This is a genomic window from Paenibacillus sp. S-38, assembly GCF_049942825.1.
GTDB lineage: Bacteria > Bacillota > Bacilli > Paenibacillales > NBRC-103111 > Paenibacillus_G.
Genome location: NZ_CP187970.1, coordinates 2902528 through 2920379, shown reverse-complemented (window position 1 = coordinate 2920379; position 17852 = coordinate 2902528). Strand labels below are relative to the sequence as shown.

Here is a 17852-nt window from a genome sequence, read left to right as displayed (position 1 = left end):
TCCGGTGGCAGTTATGCGGCGTGACTCCCTCAACATTGATTGCAGGCTCAACGGGTACGTTCCCTTGGAATTCTGGATACCAATATTGAATTTACCAATTTTTGATTGACACCTAAAGTGTATTAAGGGTATAGTACACCTTGGGTGTATGAACCACTTGATACACACACTTTTTTCTCGGAATCCCTGCAGGCACTCAGGCACAAACACCAACTTAGGAGATGGGCCGATGAATGTAATCTTCAACAATCGAGATCCGGTGTACCTTCAGGTGATCCGTCACTTCAAGGAAGAGATCGTCACGGGCCGGATGGCGGCAGGCCAGGAAATTCCCTCTAGGCGGGAGCTCGCCGCCCTGCTGCAGATCAATCCCAACACGGCCCAGCGGGCCTATAAGGAAATGGAGGAGCAGAAGTTGATCACAACGGAAGGCAATTCCCCTAGCCGAATCACGACGGACGAGGAGCTCCTGTCCCTGCTTCGGGAGGAGCTGCTGCGCGAGGCCGTCGAGGCGTTCGTGGATTCGGTGAGCCGGATCTCGGTGCCGGTGGAGGAGCTGCTCTCTATCGTCCGGCAGAAGTATGAAGCGAAGCAGCGGCACAAAGAGCAGGAGGACGGTGCCACATGATTGAGATCAGCCGAATCAGCAAGAAGTACGGCCGCAAGCGTGTCCTGAGCGAGGTCACCTTCACGGCCGAGAAAGGCCAGATCACCTGTCTGATCGGCCTCAACGGGGCCGGCAAATCGACCATCCTGAAGGCCGTCATGGGGCTGACTCCGGTCAGCGGCGGAGGCATTCGGATCGACGGCGAGCCGGTCACCCCGCGGATCTACGAGCGCGTCTCGTTCATCCCCGACTCGCTGACGATGCCGCCGGGGATGCGGATCGAGGAGGCGATGCGCTTCATGGCGGACTTTTATCCGAACTGGAACCCTTCCCGCGCCGAAGAGCTCCTCTCCTTTTTCCAGCTCAGCAGGAAGGACAAGATCGGCGACCTCTCCAAGGGAACCGCGGCCAAGGTGAATCTGATGCTCGGGCTGTCCCTGGATGCCGACTATGTGCTTATGGACGAACCCTTCTCGGGCATCGACATCTTCAGCCGCGAGCAGATCGCCAGCGTCTTCACCTCCCACCTGATCGTGGACCGCGGCGTCATTATTACTACACATGAGATTCACGATATCGAGCATCTCATCGACAAGGTCGTCCTGCTCGACGGCGGGCGGGTCTACCGGGAATTCAGTGCGGAGGATGTGCGCATGCAGGAAGGCAAGTCGGTGGTTGATGTGATGAGGGAGGTGTACCGGGCGTGAAACACAGCTTCTGGAAGCTGCTGCATTACGAGATCGACCGGTTCAGTAGGATTTATGGGGCCTTGGCGCTGCTGACGCTGGTGGTTCAGTGGGTTAGTACGGTTTGGTTGGCGAAGGGGTTAGTGGATCGGATTGAGGAGGAAGCCCGCTTATCTCCATTCGCTTACGCCGACCGCTTTGGCAAAGTCAGCTTTGTGGATTACAGTTCCAACTTTTTCTTCATCGCTCCTGCAGTCTTTTGTGCTGCCGCTCTGGTTCTCTACGTTTTTCTGATTTGGTACCGGGACTGGTTCGGCAAGAATTCTTTTATCTATAGGCTCTTGATGCTGCCGGCTTCTAGGGTGAATATTTATTGGGCGAAGCTTGGTGCCATTCTTGTTTTTGTTTTTGGACTGATTGCGTTTCAGTTGGCCACTTTGCCCTTACACGTGTTTACGTTCAACAGTATCGTACCCCTGGAGGTCAGGAATCCCGTAACGATTGCACAAATCATTATGCGAAATGATCTGTTTCAGGTGTTACTGCCCCTTCATGCTGCTGATTTTTTGCTGTTCTACAGCGTCGGAGCCACCGCCGTCATCGTCGTATTTACGATTATTTTAATTGAACGTAGTTACCGTCTTCGGGGTTTGATTGCAGGGCTGCTCTATCTGCTTGGAGCGGCTGCCCTGTTATTTGCTGCTCCTGTTATAAATGAAGCTAGTAACTACCTCTACAGGGATGAAGTGTTCATTCTGGTAGCTGCAGCTGCCCTCTTCATTCTAATTCTGTCCGTGTGGATCAGCCTATATCTGATCCGCCGCAAAATATCTGTGTAAGGAGGAGTATCCGAATGCTGAGATATTGGAAATTGACGGTACTCCTGCCGCTCATCACCCTGGTCATCGGATCCTATTATGCCACCGCATACGGTGGCAGGCCTGAGTATATACTGGACACTATTCGCGGAAACGGGTCGGAGGCTGAATCTTTGGCGCTTCAAGCCTCGGATGGCGGTTTTCTTCTTGAGATTTCCAAGGAGGGCAGCCGCTTTCGTTCTATATGGGAGTATCTCTATGGTGATGTGTATGTCACGGACACCCGACTTAAGGAAAAGGCTGCGGAATACCGCGATTTTATGCGCGGAGTTACACATTTGAACGGAATAGTAGAAGATGACTCAAGACTGGTACGTGCGGAACTCAAGAGCGAGCGAGTTAGAACACTAGGAGAGGAAACAAAGAAATACCGTTTTCAGATTTCGCTGCTCGATAAGAGTACTGGAAATCAATCCACTTGGGAAATCCCGATTGTGAATGAAGAAGTGTTCCCCAGCATTGACCTTCATAACGTTTTGCTGCAGGGGCAAACCTTAAACTTGTTTACTTATAAAAGTAAAATGGTAGACAACGTTGACATAAGCGAATTTCATAGGTATACCGTAGACCTCAACACAAAGCAGCTAATAGAAGATCGCACCATTCTATCGCGTGAGAATTCCGCTGGAATTTATCTTATTAATGAACAGGACCCTACGCAGGCAAACCGCTATGCCGTGTTCCATAAAATTTATGCTTCTAAAAATGCTGCTACTCTCGCCAATGAAATACAGTACCATGAACTATTCATTTTTGACAATCAAACCGGTATATTGGAAAAAGTTCAATCTGGGCCTCTTGACGAACTGCTTAAAAGTAAAGCAGAGGTCGGGATGAGTTACAATGCAGAAGAGATCTATCTGACATCTTGGGCTAACCCCAAAGAACCCAGAGTAATGCGTTATAACATAAAGAAGACAAAAGTAACGCATGATCACCGTATTTCCATGGACGGAGCCCCTCTTCGTGCCGATGTAAGTTATGGTCAGATTTCACATAACCGAATCTACCTGCTGTTGAATCCCAACATGTTCGAAGACGTTCCTCCCGGCGTGGTGATTGCCGACTTGGAAAGCGGCAAGGTTATGTACGAAGGTGTTGTAGCCCGAACGGACAGCGGCAGGCTAGAGCGTTTTAGTATAAGAGACATGAAGGTTCAGTAATATGCTTTCGATCGAATGTTCTGCAGCTCATTGATAACTTTAATCACCGTAAAAAAGCGCTGCCTTCTCCCTTCGGAGAGTAAGCAGCGCTTTTCCTTTTCCGGCCTCTACATCTTCGACTTCAGAATCGTCAGCAGCGCATACGAGATCACATGCAGCTGGGCATTGCTCTCGTCGAACGGGCTGTCCTGCGTCCCGTAGGTGTCCCTGCGGAGCAGCTCCCGGTTCAGCTTGCTGAGGGTGTCGAGCAGGCGTTCCTTGTCCCATTCGTCCATCTGTGATTTGGGGCGGTCGGCCGGGGCTTCCACATTATTAAACCGGCTGAATTCCGGGGTAAGCATGAAATCGGCGAACTTCATGGATTCTCTTTCCTTTCGTAAGGAGGTTACGAGGGAAAGTATATAGCAAAATGGACGCAAAGTGAATCCTTGAGGTCTACGCCTTCTTCATTGGTGACTCAGGCCTCATTCAGGTTTCATTCCGGCGGTATCCGACTGCCGCCTACCCCATACCGCTCCGCCCTACTCGGCCGCCTGATGCCGCTTGCGCCGCAGTCCCTCGAGGAAGTGCAGCGACACCCGCAGTGCGTTCTCCAGATACGGCGTTGTTCCGGCGAACGGATGAACCGCTCCGAAGGTGTGGTTGGCGCCATCTATGGTCAGCGGTTGATGCTGAGGCGCCGCTTCCTTCAGCCGCTGGAAGCCCTCCCGCAGCCGAGGCGAATCCTGGTCTCCCTGCACCTGCAGCACGGGCAGCTTCAGCCCCGCGAGCCGCGCGGCGACATCGAACCGCTCCTCATTGGCCCGCAGATCCTCATAGAACACGGCCCGGATCGGCATTTCTTGCTTGGTCCGCGCATTCGCCACGTAGGCCACGCCATGCTCGGCGAGCTCCCGCTTGAAGGTGTCGTCGAACAGATCGGCCCGCGCGATCCCGTTCCATGTGATCAAACCGGCAATGTCCGCCGGGTGGTCGGCGGCATAGATGATGCTGCCCCCTCCGCCCTTGCTGTGCCCAAGCAGGTACACCTGCGAGAGGTCCGCATGCTCCGCCCCGGGCAGACGGCCGTTTTTCAAAGCCTCCAGCAGCAGGGAGAGATCTTCCTGCTCTCTGGAGTACGTATTGAACGCGAATTTCTCCAGTTCGTCGAAGTCCGACTCGCCTACGCCGTTGCAGGAGAAGTTGAAGGTCACCGTATAATAGCCCTCGGCGGCAAAACGCTCTGCGGCATACGGGAAGAAGCCCCAATCCTTGAAGCCCTTGAACCCGTGCAGGATCACAAGCACCGGCTGCTTGTCCCCTCTGTCGGAAGGCTTCACCCTTACTTCGCCACGAATACGCAGTGCTCCCAGCTCTACATGGGTGCCCGCATCCAGCTCGAATGGCTGCTTCTGTACAGCTTCGCTCATCGTCGCTCACTCCTTCGCATGATCGTATCCTTTGGTAAGTGCTCATCTGACACACCTTGGGATTACCCGGTTTCTTTCTTAATTCCCGGCAGGTACCCCAATATCCTCCAGGAGCGGCGAACAACAAAAGAACCGGACCCGCAGGCCCGGCTCTCGCTTCTTGGCATTATTCCAAGCGCCTTCCGATTCCAACCCGGCCTGCCCTCTTAGGCCGTTACAACTTTCTGGCTTGCCGTGATGGCCTGCTCCAGATCGTACAGGATATCCTCGATTGCTTCCGTACCGATCGACAAGCGGAGCAGCCCCGGCGTGACGCCGGCGGACAGCTGCTCTTGCTCGTTCAGCTGCTGGTGGGTCGTACTCGCCGGATGGATGATCAGCGACTTCGAGTCGCCGACGTTCGCCAGATGCGAGAACAGCTTCACGGCATGGATCAGCCGCTTGCCGGCCTCGACGCCTCCCTTGATGCCGAAGCTTAGGATCGCGCCCTGTCCCTTCGGCAGGTATTTCTGTGCGAGCGCATGCGATGCGTGGCTCTCAAGGCCCGGGTAGCTCACCCACTCCACCGCCTCGTGCGCCTCGAGGAAGCGGGCGACCTCCAGAGCGTTGGAGCTGTGGCGCTCCAGGCGCAGATGCAGCGTCTCCAGCCCCTGCAGGAGCAGGAACGAGTTGAACGGCGAGAGCGAGGCGCCAAGATCGCGCAGGAGCTGGACGCGGGCCTTAATGATGTAAGCGATCGGGCCGACCGCTTCCGTATAGACCACACCGTGGTAGCTCGGATCCGGTTCCGTCAGGCCCGGGAATTTGCCGCTGGCGGCCCAGTCGAATTTGCCGCTGTCGACGATCACGCCGCCAATCGAAGTACCATGGCCGCCGATGAATTTCGTGGCGGAGTGCACAACGATATCCGCACCATGCTCGATCGGGCGGAGCAGATAAGGGCTTGGGAACGTGTTGTCGACGATGAGCGGGATGCCGTTCTCATGTGCGATCGCGGCCACCGCCTCGATGTCGAGCACGTCTGCCTTCGGATTGCCGATGGTCTCGGCGTACAGTGCTTTCGTCTTGTCGGTGATGGCCGCACGGAAGTTCTCCGGATCGCTCGAATCGACGAACTTGACCGTGATCCCGAGCTTGCGCAGCGAGTGGGCGAAGAGATTGTACGTCCCGCCATACAGGCTTGTCGAGGACACGATCTCATCTCCCGCTTCCGCGATGTTCAGGATGGAGAACGTGATGGCCGCCTGCCCCGAAGCCAGCCCGAGTGCACCGACCCCGCCTTCGAGCGCCGCAATGCGTTTCTCGAAGACATCCGTCGTCGGGTTCATGATCCGTGTATAAATATTGCCGAACTCCTTCAGCCCAAACAGGTTTGCTGCATGCTCGGTATCCTTGAAGCCGTACGAGGTCGTCTGGTAGATCGGAACGGCGCGGGAGAATGTAGTCGGGTCAAGCTCCTGGCCTGCGTGGACGGCAAGGGTTTCGGGTCTCAGTACTCTTTCGTTCGTGGACATGGTCATCAGCCTCCTGAGGGTTCTTGGGCTGCTCTGCAGCCAGCTTGCTGAAGAGAGCCCGGTTACAAAAAAGGAGACTCCAGGCTCCTTGCGGGCGTGGGTCTCCGGAAATCCGGTCAACCGGGTCATGGTGTAAAAGATTATTCCGATTATTCCGATGTGGTATTCAATTTCTCTTTGTATCCTACCATCCGCCACTCATGCTGTCAATACAGTCCAAGCTTTCCGTTCCAAAGCATTCTTGGCGCCGTCCACAGCGGACCGGGACCGGTGCAGCCTCCCGGCGCCTCTGTCTCAGCATGCAGACGGCCTGCCCCGATACCGGTCCTTCGTGATCTTAATCCTTCGTAATCACGATCCAATTGTTCTCTTCGCTCATCGGCTGCACCTCGGCCCCGAGCTGCCCGGCCAGAAAGCGGATCGGCGCGTACAGCACCGGGCCGCACCATTCGGCCGGACCGCCCATGTCTACGGATGCGCCGTCAACCATCGCCGCGGAGCTGCCCGGCGTCAGCACGATCACCCGGCTGCCGGCCTCGACTCGAACCGTCTTGTCGGCCGCATTCCAGGATACTTGGCCGCCGAACGCCTCGGCCAGCTCCCGTACGGAGCCGTACCCGATGCCGTCCGTAATGTAATACATATCCTGGAAAACTTCAGGCTCTCGTCCCTCGTTCATGATATGCTGCAGTTCGGCTTTATCTGACCAGTAGAGCTCCAGTTCTTTGTGCATGAGCTTCAGATCCTCTTTGAGGAAGCGGTACAGGTCCGACCGTTGGTCGAGCGCTTCAATCACCTCATCGGCGGCCTCCGCCGCTTCGAGGTCGATCCCATTTCCTTCCGGAAGCTGGGTGACGGTCACCTTCCCGTTCACATTCCAGCGCTCGAGAGACAGGGAAACTTTCCCGCTTTTCACGCCGTCCGCCATGAACCGGGGGTCCTTGCTCTCCAGCTCGAATCCGGCTTTTCTCCACTGCTGCTTGTCATCGGCGAACAGCGTCACGACGGCCTTCGTGTCCTTCGGCGCCTCCTCCTTCTTCCACTGCGACGAAGCGGCTGCCGCATAAGCGAACATGGATTTGCCCATGCCGTACAAGCCCTCCACCGTCACTTCCTTGTCGAAGAAGAAGCTCTCCACGACCGGTCTCAGCACCTCTTCGGCTTCCTCGCTTCGTTCCTCATCCCTCTGCTGCATGAACTGCCGTACGCCTTCGGAAGCCGCTGCCGCCTCCGCCGCTTCGTAAACCTTCTCCGCCAGCTTGCGGAGGCCTGTATCATCCAGCGTCAGGTTCTTGAGATACTTCTGCAGCAGCACCGGGAACTCGCCGTCCTGCACGCTGAGCGACAACACCGTACCCTGCACCTCGCTTCCCTGCAGCTTCTCGCTCTTCTTCTCGGCCCGAAGGTTCGCCGCATCAGGCAGGTTCAGGAGCAGGAAGCTTCCGAACTCATTCGAGACTTCAGTCGCCTGCTCCACCAGTCCGGCAAATTCCTGCGGAATCTCCGACAGCTCACCCATCGTATCGATGACGAGCGGACGGCTGAGCCCTTCTACTTTCACAACCAGGGTGTCCCGGTCGGCCGAGAGCTCGAAGGGAATCACCCGATCCGCTTTCTCCAGCGTTCCCTTCGCGGAGACCGTGCTGTCCGCGTTATTCAGCGAGACGGAAGTGAGGCTGAGCTTCATCTCGTCCAGCGTCCGGTACATTTTCAGGTCTTTTTCCTTGTCAATTTCGGTCCAGATTTCCTCGGCCGAAGCATTTTCCCCATTGGCATCTGCTTTGGGAGGCTCCACATCAAAATCGAACGACAGCGTCATGTTTCCTTCATACGACACAACCTGCTTCTCGTTCTCCAGCATCACCTTCGGGTCAAAGCCTCCGACGGCCGAGCAGCCCGACACGACCACGAGCGAACCTGCCAGGCATCCGGCCAACCAGCGTTTGTTCATCAAATGAAAGCCCTCTTTTCTCTGTTCTGTCTCTATGAAACCCTCTGCTTATGTATTGTCTCTCTCAATATAAAGGGGTGCGCCCTCCGCTGACAAGAAAAATCTGTACCTTCCAATTTAACCCAATCGCATCGATAGCCCGCCTAAACAAAAAGAAAGCCTCCGGAACCGAGTCCGGAAGCCCTCTATCCACCGGCAAACTGCCGTGTCCTTTACCATCCTAAACCACAACTACAACTACTTCACCGCAGCCACCTGCAGCTCATACGTCCAGCCGAACGGATCCGCGACGCGGCCGTACTGGATACCGGTCAGTGTGTCATAGACCTTGGCCGCAAGCTCGCCGGTCTTGCCTCCGCCGATCTCGATGTCGCCGTTCTCGGAATACAGTGCCCCGATCGGGGAGATGACCGCTGCAGTGCCCGAGCCGAACGCTTCCGTCAGAGTCCCTCTCTCATGCGCCTCGAACAGCTCGTCGACCGAGATCGTGCGCTCTTCCACCGGAATGTTCCACTCTTTGAGCAGCGCGATGACCGAACGGCGGGTGATGCCGTCGAGAATGCTGCCGCTTAAGCTTGGCGTAACGACCTTCCCGTCGATGTAGAAGAAGACGTTCATGCTGCCTACTTCCTCGATATACTTGCGGTGTACGCCGTCCAGCCACAGAACCTGCGCGCAGCCTCTCTTCGCCGCTTCCTCCTGGGCTTTCAGACCGGAGGCATAGTTGCCGGCCGTCTTCGCCGTACCGACGCCGCCCTTCACCGCACGGACGTAACCCGATTCCACGTAGATTTTGACCGGATTGATGCCCTCGGCATAGTACGCGCCTACCGGCGACATGATGATGATGAACTGGTACTTGGCGGAAGGCGCAACGCCCAGCGACGGCTCGGTGGCGATTACGAACGGCCGGATGTACAGGGACGTGCCCGGTGCGGACGGAATCCAGTCACTGTCGATCCGGATCAGTTCTTCGAGGCCGGCCATGGCCAGCTCCGCATCGATCTCCGGCATATGCATCCGCTCGTTCGACAGGTTCAGCCGCTTGAAGTTGTCCTGCGGCCGGAACAGCAGCAGACGCCCTTCGGCGGCCCGGTAAGCCTTCAGCCCCTCGAAGACCGACTGGCCGTAGTGGAAGATCTTCGCCGCAGGGTCCAGCGTAATCCCCTGGTAAGGAACGATCCGCGGAGCGTGCCAGCCCTTGCCCGTCTCGTAATCCACAATGAACATGTGGTCCGTGAAATGCTTGCCGAAGCCCAGCTGATCCTCCTTCGGCCTCTGTTTGGGTGAAGTGCTGCGCTCGATCTCTATGGAATAGGTCATTCTGCATGTTCCTCTCGAATTGGTTTGGTTGAAAAGTATAATACCACTCCGGCTCCTATATGAAAAGGATCTGTTTTATGGGATAATCATACCTAATAGGTATGGAGAGCGCAAAGGAGTGAAAGAGCATGGATATTCGCCAGCTGCGTTACTTCCTGGCGATCGCGGAAGAAGGCGCCATCACGCGTGCGGCAAAGGTGCTTAATATCGAACAGCCGCCGCTCAGCCGGCAGCTCAGGCAGATGGAGCAGGAGCTTGGCGTCACCCTGTTCGACCGCAGCGGCTCCCGGCTCAAGCTGACGCCGGCCGGGGAGCGTCTGCGGCAGCGGGCGCAGACGCTCCTGGCCCAGTTCCACGAGACGGTGCAGGAGGTCAAGGAGCTCGACGAAGGCGTGCGGGGCGTGCTGTCCATCGGCTCGGTCGTCTCGTGCATCTCGCTATTGCCGCCGAAGATCGAGGTGTTCCGGGAGCGGTATCCGGAGGTGACGTTCAAGATCCAGGAGGGCGACCACTACCAGCTCGGCGAACAGCTGGAGAAGCGCAGCATCGACCTCATCCTCGCCCGCCTGCCCTTCGAGGCGTCCGGCAGCGCCGAGCATGCGGTGCTGCCCCTGCCGTCCGACCCGTTCGTGGCCGTCATCCCCGCTCCCTGGAGCAGCCGCTTCTCCCCTGGCTGCATCCGGATGAACGAGCTGGCGGACGTTCCGTTCCTCAGCCTCAAGACGGAGAAGACCACCGGCATGCATGAGAAAGTCATGAAGGAATGCCGGGAGCACGGCTTCGAGCCCCGCGTCATCGGCGAATGCTCCTCCGTGGCCATCATCATCGCGCTGGTCGCCGCCGGGATCGGGGCCACCGTCTTTCCCGCTTCCGTCATGGCCTCGTTCACGCTGCCGCAGATCAAGACGCTGCCGATCGCCGATACGGAGGTGCAGTCCGGCGTCGGCATCCTGTGGCTCACTGACCGCTACCTGCCCAAGACGGCCCGCCGGTTCATCCAAATGTTCGCAACATGAGAAGACGAAGAGAAAGCCGTCCGGCTGCGGCCGAACTGGTGCCCCCGACCGCCCTGATTCCGATGATCCCTCTAACGAGCCGCCTGGTGTTTGACCCCCGGCAATTTAAGCCGCCGGACCCCGCCGGCGGCGGCCCGCATCGTTCTCAGGCAGGCCCGCTCTTCTCCTACGACGCCTCACCGGCGGCCGCCTGTGCAGCCGCTTCACCGCTGAGCGCCGGAACCGTGATCCGCACGCCGGTGCCCATGCCCGGCCGGCTCTCGATCTCCACGCCGTATTCCTTGCCGTAGTGCAGGCGTATGCGCTGGTCGACGTTCCGGATGCCGTAGCCCACATGCTGCCCCTGCACGGGATCGAACACCTGGCGGATGAGCCCGCGGTCCATCCCGATCCCGTCGTCGATGATCTTGAAGACGACGCTGCCCTGCTCGAGCCGTCCGACGATCCGGATGTGAATGCGGTCGCCGCACCACGCATGCTCGAGCGCATTCTCGATGAACGGCTGCAGGATGAGCTTGACCGTCGTGTACGGCAGAATCTCCGGCTCGATGTCGAAGAGGATGCGCAGCCGCTCCTCGTACTTCGTCTGCTGGATATTCATGTACGCCTGGGCCTGCGCCAGCTCGTCCGCGACCGGGATCACCGTCCGCCCTTCGTTAAGCGAGAGGCGGTAGAACTTCGCGAGGTCGAGCACCATCCGCTGCAGCTTGTCGGTCTGTCCGAACTTCGCGAGCCGGGAGATGGACGAGAGCGTGTTGTACAGGAAGTGCGGGTTGATCTGCGCCTGCAGCGACTCGAGCTCCGCCTCTTTCTTTTGGATGCGGGTCAGGTAGACCTCCTGGATGAGATTGCCCGTATGCTGCCCCATCTCATTGAGCGCCTCCGAGATCTGGGTGAACTCGTCCCGTCCCCTGAAGTGAAGCCGCCGGTCGAACTCCCCCTCCTGGAACGAATCGAGCACCTTCACAATCTTCGATACCCGGCGGGAGAAGTAGCGGGAGATGAAGTACCCGATAGCCAGGAAGACGGCGATACAGCCGAGGCAGATCAGAATCGTCCACGTCCGCACCTTCTCCGTATCCCGCTCCGTGATGTCCGGCGGTATGACCGCGGTGAGCTTCCAGGGCAGCCCGGGCAGCTCCTCCCGGATGTAGAGCCGCCCTGCCTCCTCTCCGCTCCATACGTCCGCGCCTCCTCCGCCCTCCGCTCCGGTTGAGATCACCACGGAACGGCGCTCCTCATCGGCCACCAGGAGCGTCGTCCCCTGGCCGATTTTGGTATAGTCGACGCTCTCGAACAGATCCGCCAGCCGGACGGAGATCCGGATGAACCCGGTCTCCTCCAGATTCAGCGGGTTGCGCGTGTCCACGATGCGCCGGAGCAGTGAGATCCGTCCGTATTGCGCGTCATCCTCTACCTGCTGCCAGCGCATCGTCACGCCGTATTTCTCCTGCGGGTACTCCCGGTACCAGGCTTTGTCCGTAATCCGCCGGATGTGATACAGGTCGAACAGCCGGTTCTTCAGGGTCAAAGGATCGGCGCCCTCGTAGTTCTGGTATACCTCAGGCAGCGTCTCGTTGTGGAGATACACCGACAGCCAGAGCATGCCCGAAGTCGTCTCCAGCGTGGAGCGCAGCTTCGGCAGCAGATATTTGGTCGTCGCCTCGTAGCTGACCCACCCCTCCTGGTAGTGCCGCAGCTGGTCGCCGAGCGTATAGTCGAAGTACAGCATGTCGGAGACGCGTTTGGCCTCGGCCATTTTGTACCCGATATTATCCTTCATCTGCTGCAGCGTGCCCCGGATGTTCTCCCGCGTCTGTTCGCGGATCGACCCGACGAAGATCGAGTTCGCCGTATAGCCGACGAGCAGTACGGGAATGAGGATGAGCACGCAGAACGACAGCATGAGCTTGTAGCCGAAGGGAAGATACGGATTCGTCTGCCTCCACTGCCCCATAAGTGATCCCCTCCGCCCTGTACGGTTAATGCTTGCGCCGGTATTCGAGTGGCGTCATGCCATACGTCTCCTTGAACTGCCGGGAGAAGTACGGCAGGTAGCGGTACCCCACGCCCTCGGCAATCTCATAGATCTTCAGCTTGCTCTGCCTCAGCAGCTTGCAGGCCTTCTCCATCCGCAGCGTGATGAGGTATTCGCTGAAGCCTCGCCCCGTTTCTTCCTTGAACAGAGACCCCAGATAATTGGGCGAAAAGGAAAAGCGCTCCGCCACATCCTTCAGGGTGATGTTTTCGGCCAGATGCGTCTGCAGGTACGCCTGGATCTCGCTGACCAGCTTCCAGTTCTTGTTGCGCCGCCGGGTGTGCAGCCGTTCCGAGACCTCGAAGACCCGGCGCCTCAGCCAGGAATGGATATCGCCTATGGTCTCGAAGCGGTGAAGAATATCCAGATCCTGCAGCTCCATGCCAAGCAGGGAGAACAGGTCCTCGTTCATCGTCCGCAGCCGCTCGTCAAGCTTCATGAGCAGCGCCAGGGCGAAGTTGTGGATCGTAAAACGGGATTTGAGGCTCATCGCCACCTGGAACAGCCGCTGCAGCTCATCGTGGATGCGGACGAGATCGTAATTCGCCATCGCTTCGAACAGGGCGTCGAGCTGCAGATCGAGCTTGCGGGAATCCTCCCGCTGCGCCGTCCGGAGCTGGCCCGAGGAGATGACCCGGCCTTTGCCGTAGAACATCTTGTACTCGAGCGCCTCCGCCGCCTCCCGGTACGAATCCGCAAGCGCCGCCAGTTCGCTCGCCTCGCCTCCGAGCCCGGCCGTGACCGTGAAGGCGCTGCGTTCGTTCAAGTGCCGCAGCACCTCCTCGGCCAGCTCCGCGCCGTCAGCCGGCAGCAGCAGCATGATCCGCTGCCGGCTGACCTTGCATACATGCTCGATGCCGAGCCTGCGGCTGAGCTCCATCACCTCGGGGACGAAAGCCTGCGGCTCGCCGCCAGCCTCGCGGCCTTCCTGCGGGCCGAGCTTCCAGGCGAGGTCGTCGATCTCCAGCACGGCCGCCCGGCCGGGCCAGCTCCAGCCGTTCATGCCGTAGCCGGTGCCGAGCGCCTGCAGCACGTCGGCTCCCGTGCTTCCTTCGAGCAGCCGGAGCAGATACTCGTTCTTGGCGATCGGGATCATCTGCTTGTAGGCGAGGTCTGCCTCCTGGCGCGCCCGCTCCTGATCGAGCTGCCCGCGCACCTTCACCAGGGAGTCGATGAGCTCCTGGTCGTCCATCGGCTTCAGCACGTAGCTGCAAGCGTTCAGGGCGAGCGCTTGTTTGACGTAATGAAAGTCCTGGTAGCCGCTGACGAAGATGACGCGCAGCGCTCCCTGCTTCTCGATTGCCCGCTTCGCCAGCTCCAGGCCCGACATGTTCGGCATCCGCACATCCGTCACCAGAATATCGACCGTCTCGGTCTCGAGCACCTTGCAAGCCGCAAAGCCGCTGTTCACCGCATCCACCACTTCCATGCCGAGCTCCTGCCAAGGAATGAAGGTCTTCATTCCTTCCAGGTCGAGATTCTCGTCGTCGGCGAGCAGCACTTTGTACATGTCTTTGGACCTCCTTTTGGCAAATACAAAGAAGGATATACTTTTCAGTATACCCTCCCCCTGTCGTTTGGCAATAGAGCGCTTACTTGCCGCCTTTCATCTGCTTCAGGTTCTCCTGCCACTTCTGCGTCTTGTACTCGAGGAGCTTCGCATACCCCGCCGCCTGCGCATCCTTCTCCGCCTTGTCGAGGATCGCCAGGACCTCTTCATCGCTCTTCGCAAAGAGCGCCTTGGCCCGTGCCTCGAGGAAAATGTCGTTGATCGTCTGCTCGGAGATTCCCTCCGGCGAATCCGGCAGCGGCTTCAGGTTGATGAATTCCGTCGCGTTCGCCTGCGTCTTCCACGTGATCTCGGACTGCCAGCGAGTCGCCCAGTTGCGTTTCTCCACCGGCAGCGTATTCTCATACTTCGCCTTGGTCGAATCGATGTACACGGTATTGCCGTTCCACATCAGGTTGATCGTCACCGACTGCAGCTTCGACAGCCCTTCCGTGTCGCTCGAATACTTCTCCGTGAACTTCGGTGTAATCCCGTCCGCCTCAAGGCCGTCCCAATACATCCCCGGAGGGCCCCACATCTGGACGCGCTGGCCTTCCGGCCCCGTATACCAGTCGAGGAAGGCGAAGATTGCTTCCGGGTCCTTCGCCGCCTTGGTGATCAGCGAGACGTTCCAGCCGAGCTGGGTATAGTTGCCCGGGAAGATCTTGTTCTTGTCGAGCCCCGCCTTGTGGATCGGCCAGATCACGAAATATCCGGCTCCCGGGTCCTTCGCCGACAGCGCCGTATGCGCCTTCAATCCGATGTCGGTCGGGCTCGCTCCGGCGAACACCGCCACATTGCCGTTCACGACCTTCTCGGTGATCTGGTCGACCGTCTGCGTCAGCGCATCCTGCGTAATGAGCTTCTCGCGGAAGAGCTTGCTCGTATACAGCGTCGCTTCACGGAAGACCGGATCGGTGAAGATCGAAGTCAGCTTATCCCCGTTCGGCACCGCACGGTTGCCTACGAAGCTGTTCGGATGGTTCTCCGCGAAGGCCGAGTACAGTACGTCGAGGCCCTGGCCGTCCTTGGCCAGATGCGGCTCATACGGCACGACGTTCGGGTACTTCTCTTTGACCATCCGGAGGTAGGCATACAGATCGTCCGTCGTCTCGAGCTTCGGCGAGCCGAGCTCCTTGTAGATCTTCTTATTAACGACATAGCCGGCGTTGCCGTTCGGCTGATTCGTGTACCAGTTCGGGAACTGATAGATCTTCCCGTCCGGGGAGCGCAGCATGTTCAGCCCTTCCGGCCCGAGCCACTTCTTGAGGTTCGGATACTTCTCGATGTATTCGTCATAGGCTACGAGCATCCCGGCTTCACGGAGCTTCTCCACGTCCGATCCGCGGTCGGTCCAGATGACGTCCGGCAGCTCATTGGACGCGATCATCGTATTGAGCTTCTGCTTGGCCGCACCGCCGGAGTTTACGGGCTTCACGGTGACCTTCTTGTTCTCCTTAATCCACTTCGTCGCGGCATCTTCGCCCCACGGCGGCATTGTGTACCAGTCATAGTGTCCGTAGAAGGTGAACTCCAGGGGCTTCGACCCCAGCTCGACCGGCGACCCTCCCGTGCTCCCCGTGCCGGTCTGGGCCCCCCCCGAAGGTGCGGGTTGACTGCTGCAGCCCGCCAGGATTGTTACGGTGGCGAGCACCGATGCGCTGAGCGCCGCCCATCCTCTTTGTCTGTTGATCATCCCGTTAACCCCTCTCATTCATCGGAATTGTATGTGAACAGCTCATGCTTGTAAAGCCATTCCCCTGCAGGAGGCGGACATCAGCCCTTGAGCGAGCCGACGAGCACGCCTTTGACAAAATATTTCTGCACGAACGGGTACACGAGCATGATCGGCACGGTAGCCACCATCATCGTCGCCATCGACAGCGACTTGGTGGTCACGGTCTGCATCTGGCCGAGCCGCCCCTGGGCCGCCGAGTCCATCTGCGACATCTGCTCGCTCATGATGTTGGAGCTCAGGATCTGCTTCAGCATCGTCTGGATCGGGAACAGGTCCTGGTTCGTAATGTAGATGCTCGGGAGGAACCAATCGTTCCAGTGATACACGGCGGTGAACAGACCGAGTGTCGCCACCACCGGACCCGAGAGCGGCATCACGATCCGGATGAACGTGCCCCAGTTGCCGCAGCCGTCCATTTTTGCCGACTCTTCAAGACCTGCGGGAAGCTCCTGGAAAAAGGTGCGGAAAATGATCATATTCCAGACGGAGATCAGCGAAGGGATAATGAACACCCAGAACGAGTTCATCATGCCGAGTTCGCGGATGAGCAGGAAGGTAGGAATCAGCCCCCCGCTGAAGTACATCGTGATGATGCAGACCACCATGTAGAATTTGCGGCCCATGAGCTCCCGCTTCGACAGCCCGTAGGCGAACAAGGCGGTGGCGAGCACCGAAAGCACCGTCCCTACCACGGTCCGCAGCACCGAGACGCCGAAGGCGGTCAGGATCCGTTTGTCGTTGAAGACGATTTCATAATTCTCCCACGTGAAAGCGCGGGGCCAGAACGTCACGCCGCCGAGCATTGTGTCCGAGCCCTTGTTGAACGAGATGACCGCCGCATTCCAAAACGGGTAAAAGGTCGTAAACGCCAGCAGGGCCAGCGCCGCATAAATGAAGGCCATCAGGACGCGGTCCGACGGGCTGAGCCGGATCATAAGCTTCTCTCCTTTCGGTTAGCGGTGCGCCGCTGTGAGGTGAGGACACCGCCAGTCCTACCACAGGGAATTCCCCGAACGGCGTGCGGCGTAGTTCGCCATAGCCAGCAGGCCAACGGAAATCACGGCCTTGAACAATCCGACGGCGGTTGCGTAAGAGTAGCGGGAATTCTGAATCCCTACGCGGTAGACGTACGTATCGATGACATCCGAGACGTCGCGCAGCACCGGGTTTGCGCCGAGCAGGAGGATATCGTCGAAGCCCGCGTTCAGCAGGTTGCCGATTGCCAGGATCATGAAGATAATGATCACCGGCATCATACAGGGCAGCGTGATCAGGAACATCTGCTTGATCTTCCCCGCCCCGTCCATCTCGGCGGCTTCATAGAGATGCGGGTCGATGCCGGCGATGGCCGCCAGATACACGATCGAGGCGAAGCCGATCTCCTTCCACACGCCGGTGGACACCAGGATGGTCCAGAAATACTCCGGCAGGGAGAGGAAATTAATCGGCTCCCCGATGAGGCCCGCCGCCTGCAGCGCGATATTCACGCTTCCATTATCCGTCGACAGCATGGACATCACGAACCCGGCGACGATCACCCAGGACAGGAAGTGCGGCAGGTAAGACACGGTCTGCACGACCCGCTTGAACATCATATGCTTGACCTCATTGAGCATGAGCGCCAGCAGAATCGGGGCCGGAAAGCCGATGACCAGCTTCAGCAGCGAGATCACGATCGTGTTGCGCATGACTTCGCCGAACTCGGCCGCCTGGAAGAACATGTTGAAGTGCTTCAGCCCCACCCAGGGGCTCTCTTTCATCCCGCCGAAAATGTTGTAATCCTGGAACGCCATCAGCACGCCGTACATCGGAATATAGCTGAAGACGAAGATCAGGATCAGCGCGGGCCACACCATGAGCTGGATATCCAGCTGCCCGAGGAACCGCTGCACGGCACTCCGGCGGGGCCGCCGTTTGGCGGTTTCGCTGCTGCCGCTTACCGTAAGTTCGGCCACTGCCGCTCCTCCCTCCATCAGATCC

General features: G+C 58.4%; 15 protein-coding genes. 5 read left to right on the top strand and 10 right to left on the bottom strand.

Annotated features, from left to right (window positions below; translation table 11 throughout):
* Positions 1–229 precede the first annotated feature (229 nt).
* From ACP26L_RS13380 to ACP26L_RS13365, 4 genes are read left to right on the top strand one after another with little or no spacing between them, the layout of a single operon-like run.
* Positions 230–628: a GntR family transcriptional regulator gene (locus ACP26L_RS13380; RefSeq protein WP_426453143.1), complete on the top strand. Its 399-nt coding sequence runs from the start codon at positions 230–232 to the stop codon at positions 626–628.
* Entirely contained in the window at positions 625–1314 is a 690-nt protein-coding gene (locus tag ACP26L_RS13375) for an ATP-binding cassette domain-containing protein (RefSeq protein ID WP_426453141.1), read from the top strand. The genes ACP26L_RS13380 and ACP26L_RS13375 overlap by 4 nt, the downstream gene beginning before the upstream one ends.
* Complete coding sequence (locus tag ACP26L_RS13370) at positions 1311–2132, top strand: hypothetical protein (RefSeq protein ID WP_426453139.1); 822 nt, start codon at positions 1311–1313, stop codon at positions 2130–2132. Before ACP26L_RS13375 ends, ACP26L_RS13370 begins: the two co-directional genes overlap by 4 nt.
* Before the next feature lie 14 nt (positions 2133–2146).
* Positions 2147–3334 (top strand): hypothetical protein, encoded by a 1188-nt coding sequence (locus tag ACP26L_RS13365; protein ID WP_426453137.1) that lies wholly within the window; start codon positions 2147–2149, stop codon positions 3332–3334.
* Between the two features lie 107 nt (positions 3335–3441).
* Here the strand turns inward: ACP26L_RS13365 and ACP26L_RS13360 are convergent, their stop codons facing one another.
* The 5 genes from ACP26L_RS13360 to ACP26L_RS13340 all read right to left on the bottom strand — a co-directional run bounded on the left by ACP26L_RS13360 (position 3442) and on the right by ACP26L_RS13340 (position 9531).
* On the bottom strand, positions 3442–3693 hold the full coding sequence (locus ACP26L_RS13360) for a hypothetical protein (protein WP_013916222.1): 252 nt from the start codon (positions 3691–3693) through the stop codon (positions 3442–3444).
* A 162-nt stretch (positions 3694–3855) separates the two neighbouring features.
* The gene (locus ACP26L_RS13355) at positions 3856–4743 is read right to left on the bottom strand and encodes an alpha/beta hydrolase family protein (protein WP_426453135.1); all 888 of its coding nucleotides are present in this window, start codon (positions 4741–4743) and stop codon (positions 3856–3858) included.
* Between the two features lie 206 nt (positions 4744–4949).
* Entirely contained in the window at positions 4950–6257 is a 1308-nt protein-coding gene (locus ACP26L_RS13350) for a homocysteine synthase (protein ID WP_426453133.1), read from the bottom strand.
* Between the two features lie 337 nt (positions 6258–6594).
* The gene (locus tag ACP26L_RS13345; protein WP_426453131.1) at positions 6595–8208 is read right to left on the bottom strand and encodes a copper amine oxidase N-terminal domain-containing protein; all 1614 of its coding nucleotides are present in this window, start codon (positions 8206–8208) and stop codon (positions 6595–6597) included.
* A gap of 237 nt (positions 8209–8445) precedes the next feature.
* Positions 8446–9531 (bottom strand): branched-chain amino acid aminotransferase, encoded by a 1086-nt coding sequence (locus ACP26L_RS13340; protein ID WP_426453130.1) that lies wholly within the window; start codon positions 9529–9531, stop codon positions 8446–8448.
* 128 nt (positions 9532–9659) lie between these two features.
* On the opposite strand from ACP26L_RS13340, the gene ACP26L_RS13335 reads away from it, so the two are divergent.
* Positions 9660–10547 carry a LysR family transcriptional regulator gene (locus ACP26L_RS13335; protein WP_426453128.1) on the top strand — a complete coding sequence of 296 codons (888 nt, stop codon included), beginning with the start codon at positions 9660–9662 and terminating at the stop codon, positions 10545–10547.
* A gap of 166 nt (positions 10548–10713) precedes the next feature.
* Here ACP26L_RS13335 and ACP26L_RS13330 read toward each other — a convergent pair whose 3' ends face one another.
* The 5 genes from ACP26L_RS13330 to ACP26L_RS13310 all read right to left on the bottom strand — a co-directional run bounded on the left by ACP26L_RS13330 (position 10714) and on the right by ACP26L_RS13310 (position 17827).
* Positions 10714–12504 carry a sensor histidine kinase gene (locus ACP26L_RS13330; protein WP_426453127.1) on the bottom strand — a complete coding sequence of 597 codons (1791 nt, stop codon included), beginning with the start codon at positions 12502–12504 and terminating at the stop codon, positions 10714–10716.
* A 25-nt stretch (positions 12505–12529) separates the two neighbouring features.
* Positions 12530–14095, bottom strand: coding sequence for a response regulator (locus ACP26L_RS13325; protein ID WP_426453125.1), 1566 nt, complete (start codon positions 14093–14095; stop codon positions 12530–12532).
* A gap of 82 nt (positions 14096–14177) precedes the next feature.
* Positions 14178–15830: an extracellular solute-binding protein gene (locus ACP26L_RS13320; RefSeq protein ID WP_426453124.1), complete on the bottom strand. Its 1653-nt coding sequence runs from the start codon at positions 15828–15830 to the stop codon at positions 14178–14180.
* An 80-nt stretch (positions 15831–15910) separates the two neighbouring features.
* Entirely contained in the window at positions 15911–16807 is an 897-nt protein-coding gene (locus tag ACP26L_RS13315) for a carbohydrate ABC transporter permease (protein ID WP_426453123.1), read from the bottom strand.
* 57 nt (positions 16808–16864) lie between these two features.
* On the bottom strand, positions 16865–17827 hold the full coding sequence (locus tag ACP26L_RS13310; RefSeq protein WP_426453122.1) for an ABC transporter permease: 963 nt from the start codon (positions 17825–17827) through the stop codon (positions 16865–16867).
* Positions 17828–17852 lie beyond the last annotated feature (25 nt).